Raw genomic sequence first — 22,007 nt, 5'->3', positions numbered from 1 at the left:
GGGCCGGGGGGGAGGGATCAGGCGGTCTGCGCGGATTCAGCGGCCGGCTTGTTCAGCGGCTGCCAGCGGTTGGCGCGGGCGAAGGTGCCGAAGTCGTTGAAACGCACCCCGGCCTCACGCATCACCTGGTGCGCCACCGGCGCGGTCAGCTGACGGATATAGAAGGGTTCCTTGACCACGAAGTGGTGGATGCCGTGGGTGCTGCCGAAGTTGAAGCAGAACGCCTGCAGCGGCCACAGCCACCAGGGGTTGAGCACCTGGGTCTGCTGCACCACGTTGCCGGCCTCGATGTCGCCGTAGTAGTGCATGTTCGAGCTGATGAAGTGCAGGCAGAAGGTGCGCAGCACGTTGGGCCCGACCAGCACCACCACGGCGATGGTCACGCCATGCATCACGCTCAGGGTGGTGGCCGACCAGGCGATCGGCGCGCCGGCCAGGCTGGCGATGAAGTCGATCAGATGGAAGCCGAGGAACACATACCAGGTGCTCCAGTTGAGCAGGCCCAGCGGCGCATAGCCCTTGAGGGTGCGGCTGACGATCATCTTCTTGTGCGCCCAGGTCTTGGCGCGCAGCAAGCGGATCAGCGAGGACATCACGTTGTCGCCGACCATCAGCAGGCGAGCGATGCCCCAGGGCTCGCCGTTGGTGATGGCGCGCTCCTCGATATCGGTCTCGCTGCCGGACACCTTGTGGTGGTTGAGGTGCAGGTGGCGGCGAATCCACGGGTTGATCGTGCTCGGCCGCGCCAGCCACACCAGCGCCATCATCAGGTTGTGCGGCACGCGCTGCTTGCGGAAGTACATGGAGTGGATCAGGTCGTGCTCCAGCTCGTGGGTCAGCGAGGCGAAGAAGGCATTGGCCAGCAGGCAGGCCCACCAGGCGATAGCACCTTCCAGGTAGAGCCAGGCCGAGCCGAGCATGCCGGCCAGGGCGAAGGCCAGGATGGCGGCGCCGAGGGCGTCCTGGTGCTGCAGGATAGGGTAGCGCTGGCGCAGCTCCTCGCCACGCGCCATCACCACGCTACGGATGTGGGCGGCGCGCTGCTGGTCATTGTGCAGGGCATGGGTTGCAGGAGTCGGGGTCATGCACGCATCCTCTTGTAGCGGCGCCATGCGGGGCGCCACGGATCGTTGTAGTAATCAGGCCAGGCTAGAGTGCGCGCCGCCGCCGTCAGCCGCCTGACCGACAACGCCAACCTGTTGACCGAGAATGCCAACCTGCATGACTGAAGCCTCCACCCTGGCCAGCTGGACTCGCGCCCTGCGCCGCCAGCTCGACTCGCTCGGCCTGGACAGTACCGCGCTGTGCCAGCAGGCCGGCCTCGACCCGAGCCAGCTCGACGACCCCAATGCGCGCTACCCGCTGTCCGCCACCACCCGTCTGTGGCAACTGGCGGTGGCCGCCAGCGGCGATCCGGCGCTGGGCCTGAGCACCTCGCGGCATGTCGCCCCCACCACCTTTCACGCCCTCGGCCTGGCCCTGGTGGCCAGCGGCAGCCTGCGCGAGATCTTCGAGCGCATCGTGCGCTACCACCAGGTGGTCAGCGATGCCCTGGAGCTGGAGCTGCGCGAAATAGGCGAAGTCTGCGAACTGCACCTGCGCCTGCCGCCGGGCGCCCTGGCGCCGGCCCCCGAGGCCATCGACGCCTTCGCCGCCATCTACGTACGCACCTGCCGCAATCGCCTGGATCGCAACTACGCGCCACTGGCCGTGCACCTGCGCCGCCCGCCACCAGCCGACCCGCAACCCTGGCTGGACGTGTTCCGCGCGCCGCTGCACTTCGCCGCCGCCGAAGACATGCTGTGCTTCGCCCGCGCCGACTTCGACCGCCCCCTGGAAGACGGCAACCCCGAGCTGGCCGCGCACAACGAGACGGTGCTGCAGAAGCGCCTCGAAGCGCTGCAACCGGACACCGTGGTGCGCCGCCTGCGCCGCGCCCTGGAGCAATGCCTGCCAAACGGCGAGCCGTCCGCCGAAGCCCTGGCCCACGGTCTGCACCTGAGCCTGCGCAGCCTGCAACGCCACCTCAGCGACGAAGGCAGCAGCTACGAACAGGTGCTCGCCGACACCCGCCACGCCCTCGCCGTGCAACATCTGCAGAGCGCCGACTGCTCGATCAGCGAGATCGCCTACCTGCTCGGTTTCGCCGACAGCAGCAGCTTCAGCCGCGCCTTCAAACGCTGGAACGGGCAGAGCCCGAGCCAGTACCGCGAGCGCCTGCGCGGCGCCTGTAGCGCAGAGCGAACGGCACTACAGCGGCGCCGGCACAAACGTTCTGAATATTGAACATTGCTGTACGCACCGCCCGCGCACCCCGATTCCCGTACAACGCAGGCCTGCCCTGGCGGGGACACAGCTAAGGAGAAAATCACCAAGGCTGGGGGGTCGCTCATTCTTTTTGGCTATTTTGTTGGTTTTATCGAACGTCGCTCTTGCCCTTTGTCGACGCTGGCCCTAGGATTCGTTTGAGATTTCAAACGCTGGGCGGCCGCATTCGGCTGCCCGCTTTTTTGCTTGATGCCCCGTCGGCGCCGCGCACCAGGAGAACAATATGCAACTGAAAGACGCCCAGCTGTTCCGTCAGCAAGCCTATATCGACGGCACCTGGCAGGACGCCGACAGCGGCCAGACCCTCGAAGTCAACAACCCGGCTACTGGCGAAATCCTCGGCAGCGTGCCGAAGATGGGTGCTGCTGAAACCCGCCGCGCCATCGAAGCGGCCGACCGCGCCCTGCCGGCCTGGCGTGCACTGACCGCCAAAGAGCGCGCTGGCAAGCTGCGCCGCTGGTTCGAACTGATGATGGAAAACCAGGACGATCTGGCCCGTCTGATGACCCTGGAGCAAGGCAAGCCGCTGGCCGAAGCCAAGGGCGAAATTGCCTATGCCGCCTCCTTCCTGGAGTGGTTCGCTGAAGAAGCCAAGCGCGTCTACGGTGACGTGATTCCGGGCCACCAGCCGGACAAGCGCCTGATCGTCATCAAGCAGCCGATCGGTGTTACCGCCGCCATCACTCCGTGGAACTTCCCGGCCGCGATGATCACCCGTAAAGCTGGCCCGGCCCTGGCCGCTGGCTGCACCATGGTGCTCAAGCCCGCTTCGCAGACTCCGTACTCCGCTCTGGCCCTGGCCGAGCTGGCCGAGCGTGCTGGCATTCCGGCCGGCGTGTTCAGCGTCGTCACCGGCAGCGCCGGCGCCGTAGGTAACGAGCTGACCAGCAACCCGATCGTGCGCAAGCTGAGCTTCACCGGCTCCACCGAAATCGGTCGCCAGCTGATGGCCGAATGCGCCAAGGACATCAAGAAAGTGTCCCTGGAACTGGGCGGCAACGCACCGTTCATCGTCTTCGACGACGCCGACCTGGATGCCGCCGTGGAAGGCGCGCTGATCTCCAAGTTCCGTAACAACGGCCAGACCTGCGTGTGCGCCAACCGCATGTATGTACAGGACGGCGTGTACGACGCCTTCGTCGACAAGCTGAAAGCCGCCGTGGCCAAGCTGAACATCGGCAACGGCCTGGAAACCGGCACCACCACCGGCCCGCTGATCGACAACAAGGCTGTGGCCAAGGTGCAAGAGCACATCGAAGACGCCCTCGGCAAAGGCGCCACCCTGGCCATGGGCGGCAAACCGCACGCTCTGGGCGGCAGCTTCTTCGAGCCGACCATTCTGATCAACGTGCCGAACACTGCGGCCGTGGCCAAGGAAGAAACCTTCGGCCCGCTGGCGCCGGTGTTCCGCTTCAAGGACGAAGCCGACGTGATCGCCATGTCCAACGACACCGAGTTCGGCCTGGCTTCCTACTTCTATGCCCGTGACCTGGGTCGCGTGTTCCGTGTGGCCGAGGCCCTGGAATACGGCATGGTCGGCATCAATACCGGCCTGATCTCCAACGAAGTAGCGCCGTTCGGCGGCGTCAAGGCCTCCGGCCTGGGCCGCGAAGGCTCCAAGTACGGCATCGAGGATTACCTGGAGATCAAGTACCTCTGCCTCGGCGGTATCTAAGTCAAGAATTTCCGTGGGTGTCGGGTGACAGGCAGGAGCCGTGGTCACCCGGCGTCGGCGTTTCCGGTGGTGGCACCGGCGAACCCTGCGACGGGCCTGCAGGTGCGCGACAGTTCGATCATCGTTAGCTGTCGCTCCCGGCAACCGTCATCATCCTTGGACCGGGCCGCACAAGAGCGGCTTATGAGGACACCATGAGCAAGAACGAATCCCTCCTGCAACGTCGCCAGGCCGCTGTGGCCCGTGGCGTCAGCCAGATCCACCCGATCGTCGCCGAGCGCGCCGAGAACGCCACCGTGTGGGACGTCGACGGCCGCGAGTACATCGACTTCGCCGGCGGTATCGCCGTGCTGAACACCGGTCACCTGCATCCGAAAGTGATCGCTGCCGTGCAGGAACAGCTGACCAAGCTGACCCACACCTGCTTCCAGGTGCTGGCCTACGAGCCCTACATCGCCCTGTGCGAAGAGATCGCCAAGCGCGTACCGGGCAACTTCGCCAAGAAGACCCTGCTGGTCACCTCCGGCTCCGAAGCCGTCGAGAACGCCGTGAAGATCGCCCGTGCCGCCACCGGCCGCGCCGGCGTGATCGCCTTCACCGGCGCCTACCACGGCCGCACCATGATGACCCTGTCGCTGACCGGTAAAGTGGTGCCCTACTCCGCCGGCATGGGCCTGATGCCGGGCGGCGTGTTCCGTGCCCTGGCCCCGTGCCCGCTGCACGGCGTGAGCGAAGACGAGTCGATCGCCAGCATCGAACGCATCTTCAAGAACGACGCCCAGCCGCAAGACATCGCCGCCATCATCATCGAGCCGGTACAGGGCGAAGGCGGTTTCTACGTCAACTCCAAGCCGTTCATGCAGCGCCTGCGCGCCCTGTGCGACCAGCACGGCATCCTGCTGATCGCCGACGAAGTACAGACCGGCGCTGGCCGTACCGGCACCTTCTTCGCCACCGAGCAGTTGGGCGTGGTGCCTGATCTGACCACCTTCGCCAAATCGGTCGGCGGCGGCTTCCCGATCTCCGGCGTCTGCGGCAAGGCCGAGATCATGGACAGCATCGCCCCGGGCGGCCTGGGCGGTACCTATGCCGGTAGCCCGATCGCCTGCGCCGCGGCCCTGGCCGTGATGGAAGTGTTCGAGGAAGAGAAACTGCTGGAGCGTTCGCAAGCCGTGGGCGAGAAGCTCAAGGCCGGCCTCAACGCCATCGCCGCCAAGCACAAGGTGATCGGCGACGTGCGCGGCCTGGGTTCGATGGTCGCCATCGAGCTGTTCGAAGGCGGCGACCACAGCAAGCCGGCCGCCGAGCTGGTTGGCAAGATCGTTGCCCGTGCACGCGACAAGGGCCTGATCCTGCTGTCCTGCGGCACCTACTACAACGTCATTCGCTTCCTGATGCCGGTCACCATCCCTGATGCCCAGCTCGAGAAGGGCATCGCCATCGTCGCCGAGTGCTTCGACGAACTGGCGTAACCACTCTGCCGCGTCGCCCTTGCTCTCCTGCGGGGCGACGCTCAGAACCCGCCTGAGGCTCACCAGGCCAGGCGTTTCTTTGAGGCCCGCAACCCAAGGTTGCGGGCCTTTTTTTGCCTGCGATTCAGGCTTTGTGTTGGTAAGCGAGTCGTAGGGCGGGTGCAACCCGCGCCACTGGCAACGCGGGTTTCACCCGCCCTACCCGGCTGTGCGCCGATCACAGGGCGCCGCGTGCGGCCAGGCCAACACTGGCTCGTGCTTTTAACGGACAAAACAAAGGGGCCTCACGGCCCCTTGTTGGTGATCCGGTGCGGCCCCTACTTGAGCTTGGCGCGGCGTTCGGCAAACAGCTTGGGCAGGGCACGGGTGCTGGCCTCCAGCACCGCGCGCAGCGGTGCCTGCTCGTAGAGCGCGGCGTACTCGCCAAGCTGCGCGCTGGGGGTACGCCGGTAGGCGTACAGCATGAAGGCCTCCACGCCGCTGGCACTGGAGGCGCGCAGCGGCGCGACCTGGGCCGCGGTCTGCTCGCCCAGGGCCTTCTCGTCGATGTTCTTGCCGCGGCTGCGCAGGGTCAGCAGCGCCTGGGTCTTGCCCACTTCGTAGCGCAGCAGGGTGGCCAGGTCGGTGGTGTGCGCGGCCTTGTCCAGGCGGCGTACCAGCTCCAGGCGATCCTGGCGCGGCGGGCGCTCGCCCAGCTGGGCACGATAGGCAGCCAGGCCACCATCCGTGCCCACCGCGCGCTCGGCCTCGGTGAAGTGGCGGGCCAGCGGGCTATTGAGCAGCGCCAACGCCTCATCCAGCTGCGCCTTGGGCAGCTCGCGGCTCAGCTGGCGGGCCAGGTCAGCGCACAGCGGGCCGGCGGCGAAGGCCTGGGCCAGCTGCTTCTGCTGCTTGGCCGGCATGCCGCGCTGCAGCAGCGGCGCAGTCTGCTCGCAGAGCAGGCGCACTCCGGCCAGATCCAGAACCTGGTCGAGCACCGGGCTCGGCTCGGCCGCCTGGGCACTGGCAAGGGCAAACAACAGGGGGATGAAAGTCAGCAGACGCATGCCGGGGGATTCCATGGAAATATCTTCAGCCTAGTCAATGCCAGGCGGCCAGACCAGCTCTGGCATGGGGCTTGGCGCCAGCTTCGGCGACGCGCGGGGAACGCCGCAGATGCCGGCCGGCATCTGCGCGCGCAGGACTCAGGCGGCCTTTTTCGGCTCGACCTTCTTTTTCTTCGGCACTACGTACTTGAGCAGGCCCTGGAACCAGATCACCAGTGCCGGGTTGCCCTGGATCTGGATGTCCTTGTTCTGGATGCCCTGCATGAAGGCCAGCTGCTTGTTCTTCGCCTGCATGGTGGCGAAGCCGTACAGCGCATCCTTGAAGCCGATGGCGAACGCCGGCTCGCCCGCCTTGCCGGCACGGCTGCTGACGCGCTGATCCTTGATGATGAACTGGCGGGAGACCTTGCCGTCCAGGGTGTGCAACTGGAACACCAGATCCTTGCCGGCCAGCTGCTGCTGGAACTCGGGATTGGTGCGGCTGGCCTTGGCCATCAGGCGACCCAGCATCCAGAGAAGAAAGCGGAATTTCATGGCGCAGCCTCGAATTGGGGGGGAAATCGGCGGCGCATTGTAGCGATTTGCGAGGAGGACTACATCCTGCGCGAAGCAGGCTATGCAGCGGGTGATCCGGGGCCTGGCGACCCCGGATGCGGGGTGCTTAGTTGACGGCGTCTTTCAGCGATTTACCCGGCTTGAAGGCAACGGTGTTGCTGGCCTTGATCTTCACCGGCTGACCGGTTTGCGGGTTTTTCCCGGTGCGGGCACCGCGATGGCGTTGCAGGAAGGTGCCGAAGCCCACCAGGGTCACGCTGTCCTTGCGGTTCAGGGCGCCGGTGATTTCTTCCAGAACGGCGTTGAGAACGCGGTTGGCCTGGTCTTTGGTCAGATCTGCCTTTTCGGCGATAGCCGCGGCGAGTTCAGGTTTACGCATAGATGCCTCTTTGACGGTTTGTTGTTTTTGTGTCCGTGCTGTCCGTCCGGAACAGCGCCCAAGGCGCCGCAACAGCTCTGCGCTGCGGCAGACCCGAGGGAGGATGGCACGCCATCCGGCACTGCGCCAGTGCCGCTGGAACGGTTTGTTCGGGCAATGACATGGCGTTTACGACAGAACCAGTGACGTTCTCGCCAAAAGCCCGACAAATCCCCGTTTTAGAGGCTGTTCGGCCCACTTGCCCGGCGCCGATCCTGACCAGCGGTCGCCCGTCATCCCGCGCCGAAAATGCAAACGGCGGCCCTGGGGCCGCCGTTCACCGGGTCTTGCTGGCCCTGTACGGGCCGTTGATCAGGCGATTTCGATCATCTCGAAATCGCCCTTGCCGACGCCGCAGTCCGGGCACAGCCAGTCGGCCGGCACGTCTTCCCAGCGGGTGCCGGCAGCAATGCCGTCATCCGGCCAGCCCTGGCTCTCGTCATAGATCAGGCCGCAGACCACACATTGCCACTTCTTCATCGCATCCACCTCGTCGTTCGGGCTGCAGGCGCCGCCTCTGCGGGCGGATGCCTGGTCAAAAAATCAGCAGGCTTTTTACTGGCCCGCGCGCCGCTGCGCAAGCCCCAGCGAGCTGAACGGGCATGTTAAGCTCGCGCCTCCCGACTCAGCCGAAGCCGTTGCCGTGCCCCCCGCCTCGCTCGCCCACCCGCCCCGCTGGCTGAATGCCGCCCAGTTGCACCCGGCCCCCGCGCCGCTCCAGCGCGACTGGCTGTTCGATCGCGACTCGCTGACCCGCCGCCTGACCGCACTGAGCGCCGGGCAGTTCAGCGTGCTGCCGTTGCAGCAGGGCTGGCAGGTGCTGCGCGTCGACGAGTGTGCCGCCCTGCAGCTGCCGGCCGGCAGCCAGGGCTGGGTGCGCGAGGTGTTCCTGCGCGGCGCCGGCCAGGCCTGGGTGTTCGCCCGCAGCGTGGCCGCACGCAGCGCCCTGGAAGGCTCCGGGCTCGACCTCGGCAAGCTCGGCAGCCGCTCCCTCGGCGAGCTGCTGTTCAGCGACCGCGCCTTCTCCCGCGAGGAGCTGCAGGTGTGTCGCTACCCGGCCGCCTGGCTGCCCGCCGAGGTGCGCGAGGAACGCCTGTGGGGCCGCCGCTCGTGCTTCTGGCGCGACGGCCTCGGCGTGCTGGTGGCCGAGGTATTCCTGCCGACCTTCTGGCAGCACGCCGGGCACTCATAGGAACGAGCTTTGCTCGCGATTTTTGCGCTGCGTCCGCTTCGCGAGCAGAGCTCGCTCCTACAGCCTGGCGCCCTGCCCGTATAATCGCCGCATCGTGTCCGGAGAGCCGCCGATGTACACCACCCTGCTGCAATCGCTGAACCGCCTGCACCCGCGCGCCTGGGACTTCATCCAGCTGATGCGCCTGGACAAGCCGATCGGCATCTACCTGCTGCTGTGGCCGACCCTGTGGGCCCTGTGGGTGGCGAGCAAGGGCGTACCGAGTGCCGGCCTGCTGTTCATCTTCGTGGCCGGCGTGCTACTGATGCGCGCCGCCGGCTGCGTGATCAACGATTACGCCGACCGCCACTTCGACGGCCACGTGGCGCGCACCCAGGCACGCCCGCTGGCCAGCGGCAAGATCAGCGTGCGCGAGGCGCTGACCCTGTTCGCCGTGCTGGTGGCGCTGAGCTTCGTGCTGGTGCTGTTCACCAACCTGACCACCATCCTCCTGTCGTTCGGCGGCCTGGCCCTGGCCGCCTGCTACCCGTTCATGAAGCGCTTCACCTTCTACCCGCAGGTGGTGCTTGGCGCGGCCTTCTCCTGGGGCATGCCGATGGCCTTCAGCGCGGTGACCGGCGAGCTGCCACCGCCGGCGGCCTGGCTGCTGTACCTGGCCAACCTGCTGTGGACGGTGGCCTACGACACCTACTACGCGATGACCGACCGCGAGGACGACCTGAAGATCGGGGTCAAATCCACCGCCATCCTGTTCGGCGACGCCGACCGGGTCATCATCCTCACCCTGCAGGGCCTGGCCCTGCTGTGCCTGGCCATGGCCGGCGCGCGTTTCAGCCTGGGCATCTGGTTCTTCCTCGGCCTGTGCGGCGCCGCCGCCTGCTTCGCCTGGGAGTTCTGGAGCACTCGCGAGCGCGAGCCGCAGGCCTGCTTCGCCGCCTTCCTGCACAACCACTGGGCCGGCCTGGCGATCCTGCTGGGCATCGTCATCGACTATGCGCTGCGCTAGATCAGCGGCTGCCGCAGGCCTGTCACATCGCTGCAATAATTCCGTTATCTAATGCGGCGCAGACAGATAAACCGAGGCGGGAACCCATGGTTGGCAAGAACATCCTGATCGTTGACGACGAAGCGCCGATTCGCGAGATGATCGCGGTGGCGCTGGAAATGGCCGGCTACGACTGCCTGGAGGCGGAAAACACCCAGCAGGCCCACGCCCTGATCGTCGACCGCAAGCCCGACCTGATCCTGCTCGACTGGATGCTGCCCGGCACCAGCGGCATCGAGCTGGCCCGCCGGCTCAAGCGCGACGAGCTGACCGACGACATCCCGATCATCATGCTCACCGCCAAGGGCGAAGAGGACAACAAGATCCAGGGCCTGGAAGTCGGCGCCGACGACTACATCACCAAGCCGTTCTCGCCGCGCGAGCTGGTCGCCCGCCTCAAGGCCGTGCTGCGCCGCGCCGCGCCGAACGACGGCGAGTCGCCGATCGAAGTAGGCGGCCTGCTGCTCGACCCGATCAGCCACCGCGTCACCATCGACGGCAAGCCGGCCGAGATGGGCCCCACCGAATACCGCCTGCTGCAGTTTTTCATGACCCACCAGGAGCGCGCCTACACCCGCGGCCAGCTGCTCGACCAGGTCTGGGGCGGCAACGTGTATGTCGAGGAGCGCACCGTCGACGTGCATATCCGCCGCCTGCGCAAGGCCCTCGGCGAGGTCTACGAAGACCTGGTGCAAACGGTGCGCGGCACCGGTTATCGTTTCTCCACCAAGAGCTGAGCCGTCCGGCTTGCCTGCAGTCACGAAAGGAAGCGCTAGGTGAATCAAAACTGGCGCGGCGCCCTGGCACGCCGCCTGCTGCTGTTGCTCGCCGGTTGCGGCCTGCTCGGCCTGCTCAGCGGCCAGTACGCCTGGTGCCTGGTACTGGGCCTGGGCGGCTACCTGCTGTGGCACCTCAAGCAGCTGCTGCGCCTGCACAAGTGGCTGAGCGAGCGCCAGGCCGACGAGGCCCCGCCGGAAGGCTACGGCCTGTGGGGCGAAGTGTTCGACAGCATCTACCACCTGCAACGCCGCGACCAGCGCGTGCGCGGCCGCCTGCAGGCGGTGATCGACCGCGTGCAGGAGTCCACTGCGGCCCTGCGCGATGCGGTGATCATGCTCGACAGCGACGGCAACCTGGAGTGGTGGAACCGCGCCGCGGAAACCCTGCTCGGCCTGAAGACTCCGCAGGACAGTGGCCAGCCGATCAGCAACCTGCTGCGCCACCCGCGCTTCAAGGAGTACTTCGAGCAGGGCAACTACCGCGACACCCTGGAGCTGCCCTCGCCGATCAATGACCGCCTGCGCCTGCAGGTGCAGATCACCCAGTACGGCAACCGCGAGCACCTGATGCTGGTGCGCGATGTCACCCGCCTGCACCAGCTGGAACAGATGCGCAAAGACTTCGTGGCCAACGTCTCCCACGAGCTGCGCACGCCGCTGACGGTGATCACCGGCTACCTGGAAACCCTGCTGGACAACGTCGAGAACGTGAATCCACGCTGGCTGCGCGCCCTGCAGCAGATGCAGCAGCAAGGCGCGCGCATGCAGAACCTGCTGAATGACCTGCTTCTGCTGGCCAAGCTGGAAGCCACCGACTACCCCTCGGACAACCTGCCGGTGGCGGTCGACCTCCTGCTGCTGTCGATCAAGAACGACGCCCAGGCGCTGTCCGCCACGCGCAACCACCGCATCAGCCTGGAGGCCGACGCCGGCCTCAAGCTCAAGGGCAGCGAGGCCGAGCTGCGCAGCGCCTTCTCCAACCTGGTGTTCAACGCAGTGAAGTACTCGCCGGAAGAAGGCGAGATCCGCATCCGCTGGTGGGGCGACGAACAGGGCGCGCACTTCAGCGTTTCCGACAACGGCATCGGCATCGAGGCCAAGCACCTGCCGCGCCTCACCGAGCGCTTCTACCGGGTCGACTCCAGCCGAGCCGCCAACACCGGCGGCACCGGCCTCGGCCTGGCCATCGTCAAGCATGTGCTGCTGCGCCACCGCGCGCGCCTGGACATCGCCAGCGTGCCGGGCAAGGGCAGCACCTTCACCTGCCATTTCCCCGTGCAGCAGGTCGCCACCCGCCAGCCGGCCTGAGCCGGCAGAAACATCGTGCCGGCTTTTGCGACTTGCAATCGCCTGCATCTGCCGCCACCCTTTAGCCTTCTCTGGTCACCCCTACCCCCCAATGGATCCCTCCTCTAGTCACTCCGCCGCCACCTATTTCGCCGATATCGGCCTCGTGCTGTTCGCCCTCTTCCTCGTTCTGCTCAACGGCTTCTTCGTTGCCGCCGAGTTCGCCATGGTCAAGCTGCGCGCGACCAAGGTCGAAGCCATCGCCGAGGAAAACGGCTGGCGCGGACACATCCTGCGCACCGTGCACAACCAGCTCGACGCCTACCTGTCGGCCTGTCAGCTGGGTATCACCCTGGCCTCCCTCGGTCTCGGCTGGGTTGGCGAGCCGGCCTTTGCCGAACTGCTTACCCCGCTGCTGAGCATGCTCGGCGTGGAGTCGGAGAAGCTGGTTCACGGCATCGCCTTCTTCTTCGCCTTCTTCATCATTTCCTACCTGCACATCGTGGTCGGCGAACTGGCACCGAAGTCCTGGGCAATCCGCAAACCCGAGCTGCTGTCGCTGTGGACGGCGGCGCCGCTGTACCTGTTCTACTGGGCCATGTACCCGGCCATCTACCTGCTCAACGCCAGCGCCAACGCCATCCTGCGCGTCGCCGGCCAGGGCGAGCCGGGGCCGCACCACGAGCACCACTACAGCCGCGACGAACTCAAGCTGATCCTCCACTCCAGCCGCGCCCGCGACCCCAGCGACCAGGACATGCGCGTGCTGGCCTCGGCCGTGGAAATGGGCGAACTGGAAGTGGTGGACTGGGCCAACTCGCGCGAGGATCTGGTCTACCTCAACAGCAACGCCAAGCTGGATGAAGTGTTCAGCCTGTTCCGCCGCCACAAGTACAGCCGCTTCCCGGTGTACGACGAGGAAACCGCCAGCTTCGTCGGCCTGCTGCACATCAAGGATCTGCTCCTGCAGCTGTCGCTGTTCGAGATGCTGCCGTCCAAGTTCAAGCTCACCGAGCTGCTCCATCCACTGGAGCGGGTGACCAAGCACATGCCGCTGTCCAGCCTGCTGGAACAGTTCCGCCAGGGCGGCGCGCACTTCGCCCTGGTCGAAGAGGCCGACGGCAAGGTGGTCGGCTTCCTGACCATGGAAGACGTGCTGGAAGCCCTGGTCGGCGATATCCAGGACGAACACCACAAGGCCGAGCGCGGCATCCTCGCCTACCAGCCAGGCAAGCTGCTGGTACGCGGCGACACCCCGCTGTTCAAGATCGAGCGCCTGCTCGGCATCGACCTCGACCACCTCGAGGCCGAGACCCTGGCCGGGCTGGTCTACGAAAGCCTCAACCGGGTGCCGGAAGAGGAAGAAGTGGTCGACGGCGAAGGCCTGCGGGTGATCATCAAGAAGATGAAAGGCCCGAAGATCGTCCTGGCCAAGGTGCTCAAGCTGGACTGAGCACCTGCCGCTGCGCCGCGACTGCCGGCGCCGCGTGCTCGCGGATAAGATCGGCGGCCTTCTCGCCGATCATGATGCACGGCGCGTTGGTGTTGCCGCTGATCAGCGTCGGCATGATCGAGGCATCCGCCACCCGCAGGTTGTCCAGCCCGCGTACCCGCAGCTGCGGGGTCACCACCGCCAGCTCGTCCGTGCCCATCTTGCAGGTGCCCACCGGGTGGAACACCGTGGCCGCGTACTGGCGCAGGTGCGCCAGCAACTGCTCATCCGTCTGCACCTGCGGCCCCGGCAGCATTTCGGCGCCGCGCAGGCCATCGAACTCCGGCTGGGCGAGAATCCGCCGCGCCAGCTTGACCCCCTCCACCAGCACCCGGGCATCGCGCTCGTCGCTGAAGAAGTTGAAGTCGATGGCCAGGCTGCGGTCGGCCGCCAGGCGCACCTCGCCGATGCTCTGCGGGCGCAGCACGCAGGTGTGGATGGCGTAGCCGTGACCCCACTCGAACAGGCGACCGCGATGGCTGCGATAACCGGGCACGAAGTGCATCTGCACATCCGCCAGCCCGTCCGCCAGCGGCGTGCGGGCGAAGCCGCCGGCCTCGACGTAGTTGGTGGTCAGCCAGCCCATCCGCCGCGCCAGATACTGCAGCGGCGCGGCCAGCACCTTGCCCAGCGAGCCAAGGGAAAAGCCCAGCGACAGTGGGCTCGGCGAACGCACGGTGACCAGCCCGTCGATATGATCCTGGAGGTTCTTGCCGACTCCCGGCAGGTCGACCTGGCAGGCCACGCCGGCGGCTTCCAGCTCGGCCCTCGGGCCGATGCCGGACTTCAGCAGCAGGTGCGGCGAGCCCAGCGCGCCGGCACACAGAATGGTCTCGCGCCGGCACTGCAGCACCCGCGTCTGGCCGCCCTGGCGCAGCTCCACGCCGGTCACCCGGCTGCCATCGAGCAGCAGCCGCTGCACCTCGCAGCCGCTGAGCACGCTGAGGTTGGCGCGCCCGCGCAGCGGATGAACGAAGGCGCGGTAGCTGGACAGCCGCCGGGCATGCTTCTGGGTGACGTTGTAGATGCCCGCGCCTTCCAGCGTGCCGCCATTGAAGTCGTCGTTGCGCGCCAGGCCCAGACGCGCGGCGGCGCGCACATACAACTCGGACAGCGGGTTGGGATCGCGCGGTTTGTCCACCCACAGCTCGCCTTGGGTGCCGTGGTAGTGCAGCGACTGGCCGAGGCGGTTGCCCTCGGATTTCCTGAAGTACGGCAGCACGTCGTCCCAGCCCCAGCCGGGGCAACCGGCGGCTTCCCAGCGCTGGTAGTCGCTGGCATCGCCACGGATGTAGATCATGCTGTTCATCGCGCTGGAGCCGCCCAGGGCCTTGCCGCGCGGGGTGTGCAGGCTGCGGTTGTTGAGCTGCCGCTGCGGCGCAGAAAAGTAGTTCCAGCTGAACACCTTGCTCTTGTACAGGCTGATGGTGCCGGCCGGCACCTGTACCCGCGGACTGGCATCGCTGCCGCCGGCCTCGATCAGGCACACGCGCACGCTCGGGTCGGCGCTCAGGCGGTTGGCCAGCACGCAGCCGGCCGAGCCGGCGCCGACGATCAGATAGTCGAAGCCGTGCTCGGCCGTCATCTCAGTGCACCTCTTCCATGTCGTCGTGGAGCAGTTCGAGGATGTGCCGCTTCATGCGGATGAACTCCGGCTCCATGACCACGTCGAGGTGGCGCGGGCGCTCGATCGGCACCTGCAGGATCTCCTTGATCCGCCCCGGCCGCGCGCCCATCACGTAGATGCGGTCGGCCAGCAGGATCGCCTCGTCGATGTCGTGGGTGACGAACACCACGGTCTTCTTGCTGTTGCCCCACACCTGCAGCAGCAGCTGCTGCATCTGCAGACGGGTCTGGCTGTCGAGGGCGCCGAACGGCTCGTCCATCAGCAGGATCTGCGGGTCGTTGGCCAGCGCCCGGGCGATTGCCACGCGCTGCATCATGCCGCCGGACAGCTGCTTGGGGTAATGCTCGGCGAACTTGGCCAGGCCGACTTCGCCCAGGTAGAAGTCGACGATGGAGCGGATCTCGTTGGCCGGCAGGCCACGGCGCTTGAGGCCGAACTCGACGTTCTTGCGCACCGTCAGCCAGGGGAACAGGGTGTAGCTCTGGAACACCATGCCACGGTCGGCGCCCGGCCCCTCGACCTTCTTGCCGCCGACGTAGATTTCCCCGTCGCTCGGCTCGGCCAGGCCGGCGGTGAGGTAGAGCAGGCTCGACTTGCCGCAACCGGACGGCCCGACTATTACCGAGAACTGCTGATCCGGCACCTCGAAGGACACGTTGTCCAGGGCGGTGAAGGTCTCGCCCTTGGGCGACTGGTAGCGCAGGCTGACATTCTTTACCTGCAGACGGGCCGGGGCATCGGTGTGCTCGCTCGGCGCAGTCACGATATGCGGTTTAACGGCTAGTGCGCCCATGCGGCAATCCTCAGTCGGAGCAGACGGAACAGTTGGTCGGTCACCAGGCCCAGCAGGCCGATGATGGCGATAGCGAGGAAGATCACGTCGACCTGGAAGCCACGCATGGCCTTGAGGCTGATGTAACCCAGGCCGCTGGATGCGGCGACCAGCTCGGCCACCACCAGGTAGGTCCAGGCCCAGCCCATGGTGACGCGCAGGGTGTCGAGCACGCCGGGCAGCGAGGCCGGGCCGAGCACGTGGAAGATCACGTCGCGGCGGTTGGCGCCAAGGGTGTAGCTGGCATTGACCAGATCCTTGGCCACGCCCTTGGAGACGTCGGCAACCATCACCAGCTGCTGGAAGAACACGCCGAAGATGATCACCGCCACGCGCTGCTCAAGACCGATGCCGATCCACAGGATGAACAGCGGCACGAAGGAGGTCACCGGCAGGTAGCGGATGAAGTTCACCAGCGGCTCAAGCAGCGCCTGAACGATGCGGAAGCTGCCCATCAGCAGGCCCAGCGGCACCGCCACCAGGGACGAGACGATGAAGCCGATCATCACCACTTCGATACTGGCCCACACGTGCTTGCCGAGGGTGCCATCGCCCGCCAGGCGCACGGCGGCAGCCACTACATCGCCGGGGGTCGGCAGGAACATCGACGGCACCACGCCGCCGTAGGACAGACCGGCCCACAGGCCGATCACCAGCAACCAGCACAGGGTGCTGGCGCCGAAAATAAGGCGGCCGGGCAGCTCGACCTTGGGGGTCAGGCAGCGTTGCAGCCAGGATTTTTGCGTGGCCATTAACCACCTCCACATCAACAGCAGGAATGTCCGCCGCACACCTCGAAGGGTGCGGCGGCGCGGGTACTTCATGACTTCTCGAACCAGGCAAACGCCGAACAACTCATTTACCGTCGCTCCCGCGCAGGCGGGAGCCCAGGTGCCACGGAGCATCTGGATTCCCGCCTACGCGGGAATGACGTTTGCTCTGTACTTCCCTAACAGCCGCGGCCGGGACGAAGAGTCAGTAGCCGATCACTGGGGAGTCACGAAGGCGGTATCCACCAGGTCTTCGTACTTCACGTCGTAGGTCTTGCCCTGCAGCTGGGTCCAAGTCTCGTTGGCCAGCTTGATGATCTCGGCGATATCACCCGACTTGCCGGCGGTACCGAGCAGCTTCTCGCTCATGGCCTGGTCATAGAACTTCACGCCCTTGGCGGCCTCGGCCAGATCCTTGGGATCGGACAGGTAGCCGCCGACGCCCTTGGCCATGATCGCGTAGGCCTCCTGCGGATGGGCCTTGGTGTACTCGACCGCCTTGTACAGGCCCTTGACCAGCGCCTTGACGTCGTCCGGCTGCTTGTCGACCACATCGCAGGACAGCGCCACCACGTCGACGATCACGCCGGGGGTCTCGGTGCTGTCGATCAGCACCTTGCCCTGGCCCTTGGCCTTGACCAGCGACAGGTGCGGCTCCCAGGTCACCGCCGCCGGTACGCGGCCGGCGATGAAGGCGGTAGCCGCGTCGTCGGCGGTCATGTTCTGGATTTCCAGGTCGCTCATGCTCATGCCCTTCTGCTTGAGCAGGTAGCTCAGCCAGAACTGCGACACCGAACCTTCGTTGACCGCCACGGCCTTGCCCTTGAGCTGGTCGAGGCTGGTCACGTCCTTGCCCACCAGCACGCCGTCGCCACCGTGGGATTCATCGAGGGCGGCCACTGCCTTGAAGCAGAAGTCCTTGGAGCGGTACTTGAGGATCTCGTCGATGGTCGAGGCCGAGCCGGAAATCTTGCCGGAGGCCTGGGCCGCCATGTACATGGCCGACTCCTCGATCACGCTGAACTCGACGTCCAGCCCCTGCTCCTTGAAGTAGCCGAGGTCGCGGGCCAGGTACAGGGTGCCGTAGCCGACCCAGGTGGTATGGCCGATGGACAGCGTGCCGGCCTGGGCCGTGGCGGCCATGCCGGCGGCCAGAGCGGTACATGCAAAAGAGCGGGCGATGCGGTGGCGCAAGGTCTTGTTCATGTGGAGCACTCCCTCAGCCTGTTGGCTTTAGTTATTGAAATCTCGGGGCAGCGGGCCGATTTCGGCCAAAACCTCTCCTGTCCGCCGGCACCTGGCCGGCGGCTCTGCATTACAGGGCCCTCTGCGGGGCCTGGGGTGAAACGCTCCTCTGCCGCAACCGGCAGAGGGCGGTGCGCGGTCTAGAGCAGCTTGAGCTCGCGGCCGGTGCGATCCACCGCGCGCTTGGTTTTCTCCACCAGCTCGTCAAGCTCGGCGTGGGTCGCCACCAGTGCCGGGGCCATGATCATGCGGCCCAGGGTGGAGCGGATGATCAGGCCTTCGTCGAAGCCGACGGTGCGGCAGTGCCAGGCGATGTCGTTCTCGTTGGCGAAGCGCTTGCGGCTGGCCTTGTCCTCGGCGAACTGCAGCGCGGCGACCATGCCCGCGCCCTGCACGTCACCGATCAGCGGGTGGTTGGCGAAGGTCTCGCGCAGCAGCTTCTGCAGGTACGGGCCGGTGTCGTTCTTCACTCGGCTGACGATGCCTTCGTCGCGCAGCGCCTTGAGGTTGGCGATGGCCACCGCCGCCGCCACCGGGTGGCCGGAGTAGGTCAGGCCGTGGGCGAACACGCCGCCGCGGTCGACCAGCACCTCGGCCATGCGCTTGGAGAACACCAGGCCACCCATGGGGATGTAGCCGGAGGTGAGGCCCTTGGCGATGGTCAGGGTGTCCGGCTGGAAGCCGAAGTGCTCATGGGCGAACCACTCGCCGGTACGGCCGAAGCCGCCGATCACTTCGTCGGCGCACAGCAGCACATCGTACTGACGGCAGATGCGCTGGATCTCGGCCCAGTAGCTGGCCGGCGGGAAGATCATGCCGCCGGCGCCCTGGAAGGGTTCGGCAACGAAGGCGGCGACGTTCTCGGCGCCCAGTTCGAGGATCTTGGCTTCCAGCTCGCGGGCCGCCTTGAGGCCGAAGGCTTCTTCGCTCAGGTCGCCGCCCTCGGCGAAGTAGTACGGCTCACCGATGTGGGCGAAGTCCGGCAGCATGCCGCCCATCTCGTGCATGAAGCCCATGCCGCCCAGCGCAGTGCTGCCCAGGGTGGAGCCGTGGTAACCGTTCCAGCGGCCGATCATGATCTTCTTCTGCGGCTGGCCGAGGATCTGCCAGTAACGGCGCACGCTGCGGATCAGCACCTCGTTGGCCTCGGAGCCGGAGTTGGTGTAGATCGCGTGGCTGTAGTGGGCCGGCAGCAGGCTGAACAGCAGCTCGGACAGCTCGATCACCCGCGGGTGAGTGGTGTGGAAGAACAGGTTGTAATACGGCAGCTCGGCCAGCTGGCGGGTAGCGGCGGCGTTGAGGTCTTCGCGGCCGTAACCGAGCGCGGTGCACCACAGGCCGGACATGCCGTCCAGGTAGCGCTTGCCGTCGGTGTCCCACAGGTGCAGGCCCTGACCCTTGGCGATCACCAGCGCACCTTTCTCGTTGAGCGCTTTCTGATCGAGGAAGGCGTGAATGTGGTGGGCCGCATCCAGCGCCTGGTAATCCTGGGTGGAACGGGTCGGGTTGATCTGGGCAGTCATCGCAAGGGCTCCTGGCATGCCGGTACGCAACTCAACGGAGTTGGAACCAGGTCGTTTTCAACTGGGTGTATTTGTCGAACGAGTGCAGCGACAGGTCGCGGCCGAAGCCGGACTGCTTGCCGCCGCCGAAAGGGACGCTGACGTCGAGAGCGTCCACCGTATTCACCGACACGGTGCCGGCCTTGAGGGCGCGCGCCACGCGGTGGGCGCGATTGAGGTCGTCGCTCCACACCGAGGCGGCCAGGCCGTAGATGCTGTCGTTGGCCAGGCGCACGGCCTCTTCTTCGCTGTCGAACGGCATGACCGCCAGCACCGGGCCGAACACCTCTTCGCGGGCCAGGCGCATGTCCGGGCGCACGCCGGTGAAGATGGTCGGCTCGATGAAGTTGCTGGAGCCGTTGTAGCTGAGCTGACGGCCGCCGCAGACCAGCTGGGCGCCTTCGCCCTGGGCGCTGCGGATGAACTCCAGCACCCGTGCGGTCTGCCGCTCCTCGACTATGGCGCCGGCGCCACTGGCCGGGTTCAGCGGGTCGCCCGGCAGCCAGGCGCGGGCCTTGGCCACCAGACGCTCGACGAATTCATCGTGGATGCTGCGCTCGACCAGCAGGCGCGAGTTGGCCGAACACACTTCGCCCTGGTTGAAGAAGATGCCGAAGGCCGCCTTCTCCGCGGCCAGGTCGAGATCCTGGCAGTCGGCGAACACCAGGTTGGCGCTCTTGCCGCCGCACTCCAGCCACACCTGCTTGAGGTTGGACTGGGCCGAGTAGGCCATGAAGTACTTGCCCACTTCGGTGGAGCCGGTGAAGGCCAGGCAGTCCACGTCCATGTGCAGGCCGAGAGCCTTGCCGGCTTCCTCGCCGAGGCCCGGCACCACGTTGAACACCCCGGCCGGGATGCCGGCTTCCAGGGCCAGTTCGGCCAGGCGCAGAGCGGAGAACGGCGACTGCTCGGCCGGTTTGAGAATCACCGAGTTGCCGGCGGCCAGGGCCGGGGCGAGCTTCCAGGCGGCCATGTCCAGCGGGAAGTTCCACGGCACCACGGCGGCGACCACGCCCAGCGCTTCGCGGGTGATGGTGGCGAGCACGTTGGGCGCGCTCGGCGCCACTTCGTCGTACAGCTTGTCGAGGCTTTCGGCATACCAGCGGAACACCCCGGCGGCGCCCGGCACGTCGATGTTCCAGGCGTCCATCACCGGCTTGCCCATGTTCAGCGAATCGAGCAGGGCCAGTTCGTCGCGGTTGGCCAGGATCAGCTCGGCCAGTTTGAGCAGCACGGCCTTGCGTTCGCCCGGGGCGCAGCGCGACCAGCTGCCGGCCTCGAAGGATTGCCGTGCGGCCTGCACCGCCAGCTCCACATCGGCTGCACCGCAGGCGGCGACATTGGCCAGCAGTGCGCCGGTGGCCGGGTTGCGCGAAGCGAAGGTCGCGCCCGACTCGGCGCCGACCTGGCGACCATTGATGATGGCCCGGTCGATGAAGCGCTGCTGTTCGGCACGTCGTTGCCAGTCACTGAGCTCGTACACCGCTATCCCCTTCTCGCAATTGGATTGCTGTTGCGAACCGATGGTGGCCGAAACCGGGGGATAGGAAAAATATTAAAAATGTCTTCGGGACATACGAAAAAGCTGCCTTGCGCCGCACCAGCACAGGGCAGCACGCCAGCTTGTTGGGCAGGCTTGCGCCGGGGCCAGCCAGCCACCGTCGACCCAGCGTCCACAGCTACGCCGGGCACTCCGACGCAGGCCGCGCCGGGACTGGGCAGGCGCCATCCAGAGCGCTCGCCGGGCGCTTGCGAGGGCGCGTCAGCGAGCGGCCGGAAGCGGGTGAAATCGACCTGTCGAGCGCACTATTTCGGCGCGCTAGGAGTGTGGAAAAACGCTCCCGGCGCCGCCTTGCGCACCACCCTCAGCGGCGGGTCAAAGCGCCGTACAACTCGGCGCGGCGCTCGGCCATATAGGGGAAAGTCGCCTGCCATTCGCCACGCTGGCTGCGGTCGAGATCGACCAGCAACAGCCCCTCGCCACCGGCCAGGGCGCCCAGGCGCTGACCATCGGGCGCGGCCACGCAGGAGCCGCCGAGAAACGCCAGGCCGTTCTCGATCCCGCTGTGGTTGCAGTAGGCGACGAACAGCTGGCTCTCCACCGCCCGGGTCGGCACGATCAGCTCCGGCACCGCGCGGTATTCCGGAGTCAGCGCGGTCGGCACCAGCACCAGTTCGGCACCGGCCAGGGCGTGGTGACGCACGTTTTCCGGGAACTCGACGTCGAAGCAGATCAGCAGGCCGACCCGCCAGCCGGCGAACTCGAACGGCGCATCGAGCTGCTCGCCAGGAGTGAACACCGCCTGCTCCATGGGCCCGAACAGATGGGTCTTGCGGTAGTTGGCCAGGCGCTGGCCGGCGACGTCGATCAGCTGCGCCGAGTTGTACGGCTTGCCGCCCTGCGGGTGGCGCTCCGCATAGCCGTAGCACAGCGCCACGCCATGCCGGCGGCACAGTTCGGCGAGCTGCTGCGCCGCCGGGCCGTCAGCCGCCTCGGCCAGCTCCGCCATCTGCGCCGGCACGTTGTAGCCGCCCAGCCACAGCTCCGGACACAGCAACAGCTGCGCCCCGGCCGCAGCCGCGGCGCGCAGCTGGCCATCGATAGCGGCGAGGTTGGCGGCGACATCGCCGGGAAAGCCTTGGGTTTGCCAAAGGGCCAAGCGCATATGAGCTCCTTATTAC

Annotated in this window: 20 protein-coding genes; 8 read left to right on the top strand and 12 right to left on the bottom strand. The window is 66.6% G+C overall.

The window, feature by feature from the left end; genetic code table 11:
* Nucleotides 1–17: 17 nt before the first annotated feature.
* Nucleotides 18–1,085: a fatty acid desaturase gene (locus A9179_RS00815; RefSeq protein ID WP_187803971.1), complete on the bottom strand. Its 1,068-nt coding sequence runs from the start codon at nucleotides 1,083–1,085 to the stop codon at nucleotides 18–20.
* 136 nt (nucleotides 1,086–1,221) lie between these two features.
* Between A9179_RS00815 and A9179_RS00810 the strand changes: the two genes are divergently transcribed.
* From A9179_RS00810 to gabT, 3 genes are all read left to right on the top strand, one after another.
* Nucleotides 1,222–2,286: an AraC family transcriptional regulator gene (locus tag A9179_RS00810; protein ID WP_187803970.1), complete on the top strand. Its 1,065-nt coding sequence runs from the start codon at nucleotides 1,222–1,224 to the stop codon at nucleotides 2,284–2,286.
* A 265-nt stretch (nucleotides 2,287–2,551) separates the two neighbouring features.
* On the top strand, nucleotides 2,552–4,003 hold the full coding sequence (gabD, locus tag A9179_RS00805) for an NADP-dependent succinate-semialdehyde dehydrogenase (protein ID WP_187803969.1): 1,452 nt from the start codon (nucleotides 2,552–2,554) through the stop codon (nucleotides 4,001–4,003).
* Nucleotides 4,004–4,197: 194 nt separating this feature from the next.
* Entirely contained in the window at nucleotides 4,198–5,475 is a 1,278-nt protein-coding gene (gene gabT / locus A9179_RS00800) for a 4-aminobutyrate--2-oxoglutarate transaminase (protein ID WP_187803968.1), read from the top strand.
* 317 nt (nucleotides 5,476–5,792) lie between these two features.
* On the opposite strand, the gene A9179_RS00795 is transcribed toward gabT, so the two are convergent.
* The 4 genes from A9179_RS00795 to A9179_RS00780 all read right to left on the bottom strand — a co-directional run bounded on the left by A9179_RS00795 (nucleotide 5,793) and on the right by A9179_RS00780 (nucleotide 7,974).
* On the bottom strand, nucleotides 5,793–6,521 hold the full coding sequence (locus A9179_RS00795; RefSeq protein ID WP_187803967.1) for a hypothetical protein: 729 nt from the start codon (nucleotides 6,519–6,521) through the stop codon (nucleotides 5,793–5,795).
* Nucleotides 6,522–6,659: 138 nt separating this feature from the next.
* Nucleotides 6,660–7,055 (bottom strand): helicase, encoded by a 396-nt coding sequence (locus tag A9179_RS00790; RefSeq protein WP_187803966.1) that lies wholly within the window; start codon nucleotides 7,053–7,055, stop codon nucleotides 6,660–6,662.
* A 127-nt stretch (nucleotides 7,056–7,182) separates the two neighbouring features.
* Complete coding sequence (locus tag A9179_RS00785; protein WP_160077751.1) at nucleotides 7,183–7,455, bottom strand: HU family DNA-binding protein; 273 nt, start codon at nucleotides 7,453–7,455, stop codon at nucleotides 7,183–7,185.
* Nucleotides 7,456–7,806: 351 nt separating this feature from the next.
* The gene (locus tag A9179_RS00780; protein WP_187803965.1) at nucleotides 7,807–7,974 is read right to left on the bottom strand and encodes a rubredoxin; all 168 of its coding nucleotides are present in this window, start codon (nucleotides 7,972–7,974) and stop codon (nucleotides 7,807–7,809) included.
* A 163-nt stretch (nucleotides 7,975–8,137) separates the two neighbouring features.
* Between A9179_RS00780 and A9179_RS00775 the strand changes: the two genes are divergently transcribed.
* The 5 genes from A9179_RS00775 to A9179_RS00755 all read left to right on the top strand — a co-directional run bounded on the left by A9179_RS00775 (nucleotide 8,138) and on the right by A9179_RS00755 (nucleotide 13,250).
* Nucleotides 8,138–8,686: a chorismate--pyruvate lyase family protein gene (locus tag A9179_RS00775; protein WP_187803964.1), complete on the top strand. Its 549-nt coding sequence runs from the start codon at nucleotides 8,138–8,140 to the stop codon at nucleotides 8,684–8,686.
* A 112-nt stretch (nucleotides 8,687–8,798) separates the two neighbouring features.
* Nucleotides 8,799–9,692 carry a 4-hydroxybenzoate octaprenyltransferase gene (ubiA, locus tag A9179_RS00770; RefSeq protein ID WP_187803963.1) on the top strand — a complete coding sequence of 298 codons (894 nt, stop codon included), beginning with the start codon at nucleotides 8,799–8,801 and terminating at the stop codon, nucleotides 9,690–9,692.
* An 86-nt stretch (nucleotides 9,693–9,778) separates the two neighbouring features.
* Nucleotides 9,779–10,468 (top strand): phosphate regulon transcriptional regulator PhoB, encoded by a 690-nt coding sequence (phoB, locus tag A9179_RS00765; protein ID WP_187803962.1) that lies wholly within the window; start codon nucleotides 9,779–9,781, stop codon nucleotides 10,466–10,468.
* A 39-nt stretch (nucleotides 10,469–10,507) separates the two neighbouring features.
* Nucleotides 10,508–11,818 carry a phosphate regulon sensor histidine kinase PhoR gene (gene phoR, locus A9179_RS00760; protein WP_187803961.1) on the top strand — a complete coding sequence of 437 codons (1,311 nt, stop codon included), beginning with the start codon at nucleotides 10,508–10,510 and terminating at the stop codon, nucleotides 11,816–11,818.
* Between the two features lie 91 nt (nucleotides 11,819–11,909).
* Nucleotides 11,910–13,250, top strand: a complete 1,341-nt coding sequence (locus A9179_RS00755) for a hemolysin family protein (protein WP_187803960.1) — start codon at nucleotides 11,910–11,912, stop codon at nucleotides 13,248–13,250.
* Here A9179_RS00755 and A9179_RS00750 read toward each other — a convergent pair.
* The 7 genes from A9179_RS00750 to A9179_RS00720 form a co-directional block, all read right to left on the bottom strand.
* Entirely contained in the window at nucleotides 13,237–14,874 is a 1,638-nt protein-coding gene (locus A9179_RS00750; protein ID WP_187803959.1) for a GMC family oxidoreductase, read from the bottom strand. The two genes, A9179_RS00755 and A9179_RS00750, sit on opposite strands and share 14 nt — an antisense overlap.
* 1 nt (nucleotide 14,875) lies before the next feature.
* Nucleotides 14,876–15,709 carry an ABC transporter ATP-binding protein gene (locus tag A9179_RS00745; RefSeq protein ID WP_187803958.1) on the bottom strand — a complete coding sequence of 278 codons (834 nt, stop codon included), beginning with the start codon at nucleotides 15,707–15,709 and terminating at the stop codon, nucleotides 14,876–14,878.
* Nucleotides 15,697–16,500, bottom strand: a complete 804-nt coding sequence (locus A9179_RS00740) for an ABC transporter permease (protein WP_187803957.1) — start codon at nucleotides 16,498–16,500, stop codon at nucleotides 15,697–15,699. Before A9179_RS00740 ends, A9179_RS00745 begins: the two co-directional genes overlap by 13 nt.
* A gap of 234 nt (nucleotides 16,501–16,734) precedes the next feature.
* The gene (locus tag A9179_RS00735; RefSeq protein ID WP_187803956.1) at nucleotides 16,735–17,724 is read right to left on the bottom strand and encodes an ABC transporter substrate-binding protein; all 990 of its coding nucleotides are present in this window, start codon (nucleotides 17,722–17,724) and stop codon (nucleotides 16,735–16,737) included.
* A gap of 179 nt (nucleotides 17,725–17,903) precedes the next feature.
* A complete protein-coding gene (locus tag A9179_RS00730; protein WP_187803955.1) occupies nucleotides 17,904–19,286 on the bottom strand; it encodes an aspartate aminotransferase family protein in 1,383 nt (460 codons plus the stop codon).
* Between the two features lie 31 nt (nucleotides 19,287–19,317).
* Nucleotides 19,318–20,808, bottom strand: a complete 1,491-nt coding sequence (locus A9179_RS00725) for an aldehyde dehydrogenase (protein ID WP_187803954.1) — start codon at nucleotides 20,806–20,808, stop codon at nucleotides 19,318–19,320.
* Between the two features lie 382 nt (nucleotides 20,809–21,190).
* A complete protein-coding gene (locus tag A9179_RS00720; RefSeq protein ID WP_187803953.1) occupies nucleotides 21,191–21,991 on the bottom strand; it encodes a carbon-nitrogen hydrolase family protein in 801 nt (266 codons plus the stop codon).
* Nucleotides 21,992–22,007: the final 16 nt, after the last annotated feature.

The sequence above is a fragment of the Pseudomonas alcaligenes genome, from assembly GCF_014490745.1.
GTDB lineage: Bacteria > Pseudomonadota > Gammaproteobacteria > Pseudomonadales > Pseudomonadaceae > Aquipseudomonas > Aquipseudomonas alcaligenes_C.
Note: the sequence above shows the minus strand (reverse complement) of the source record. Positions and strands in the feature narration are given on the sequence as shown.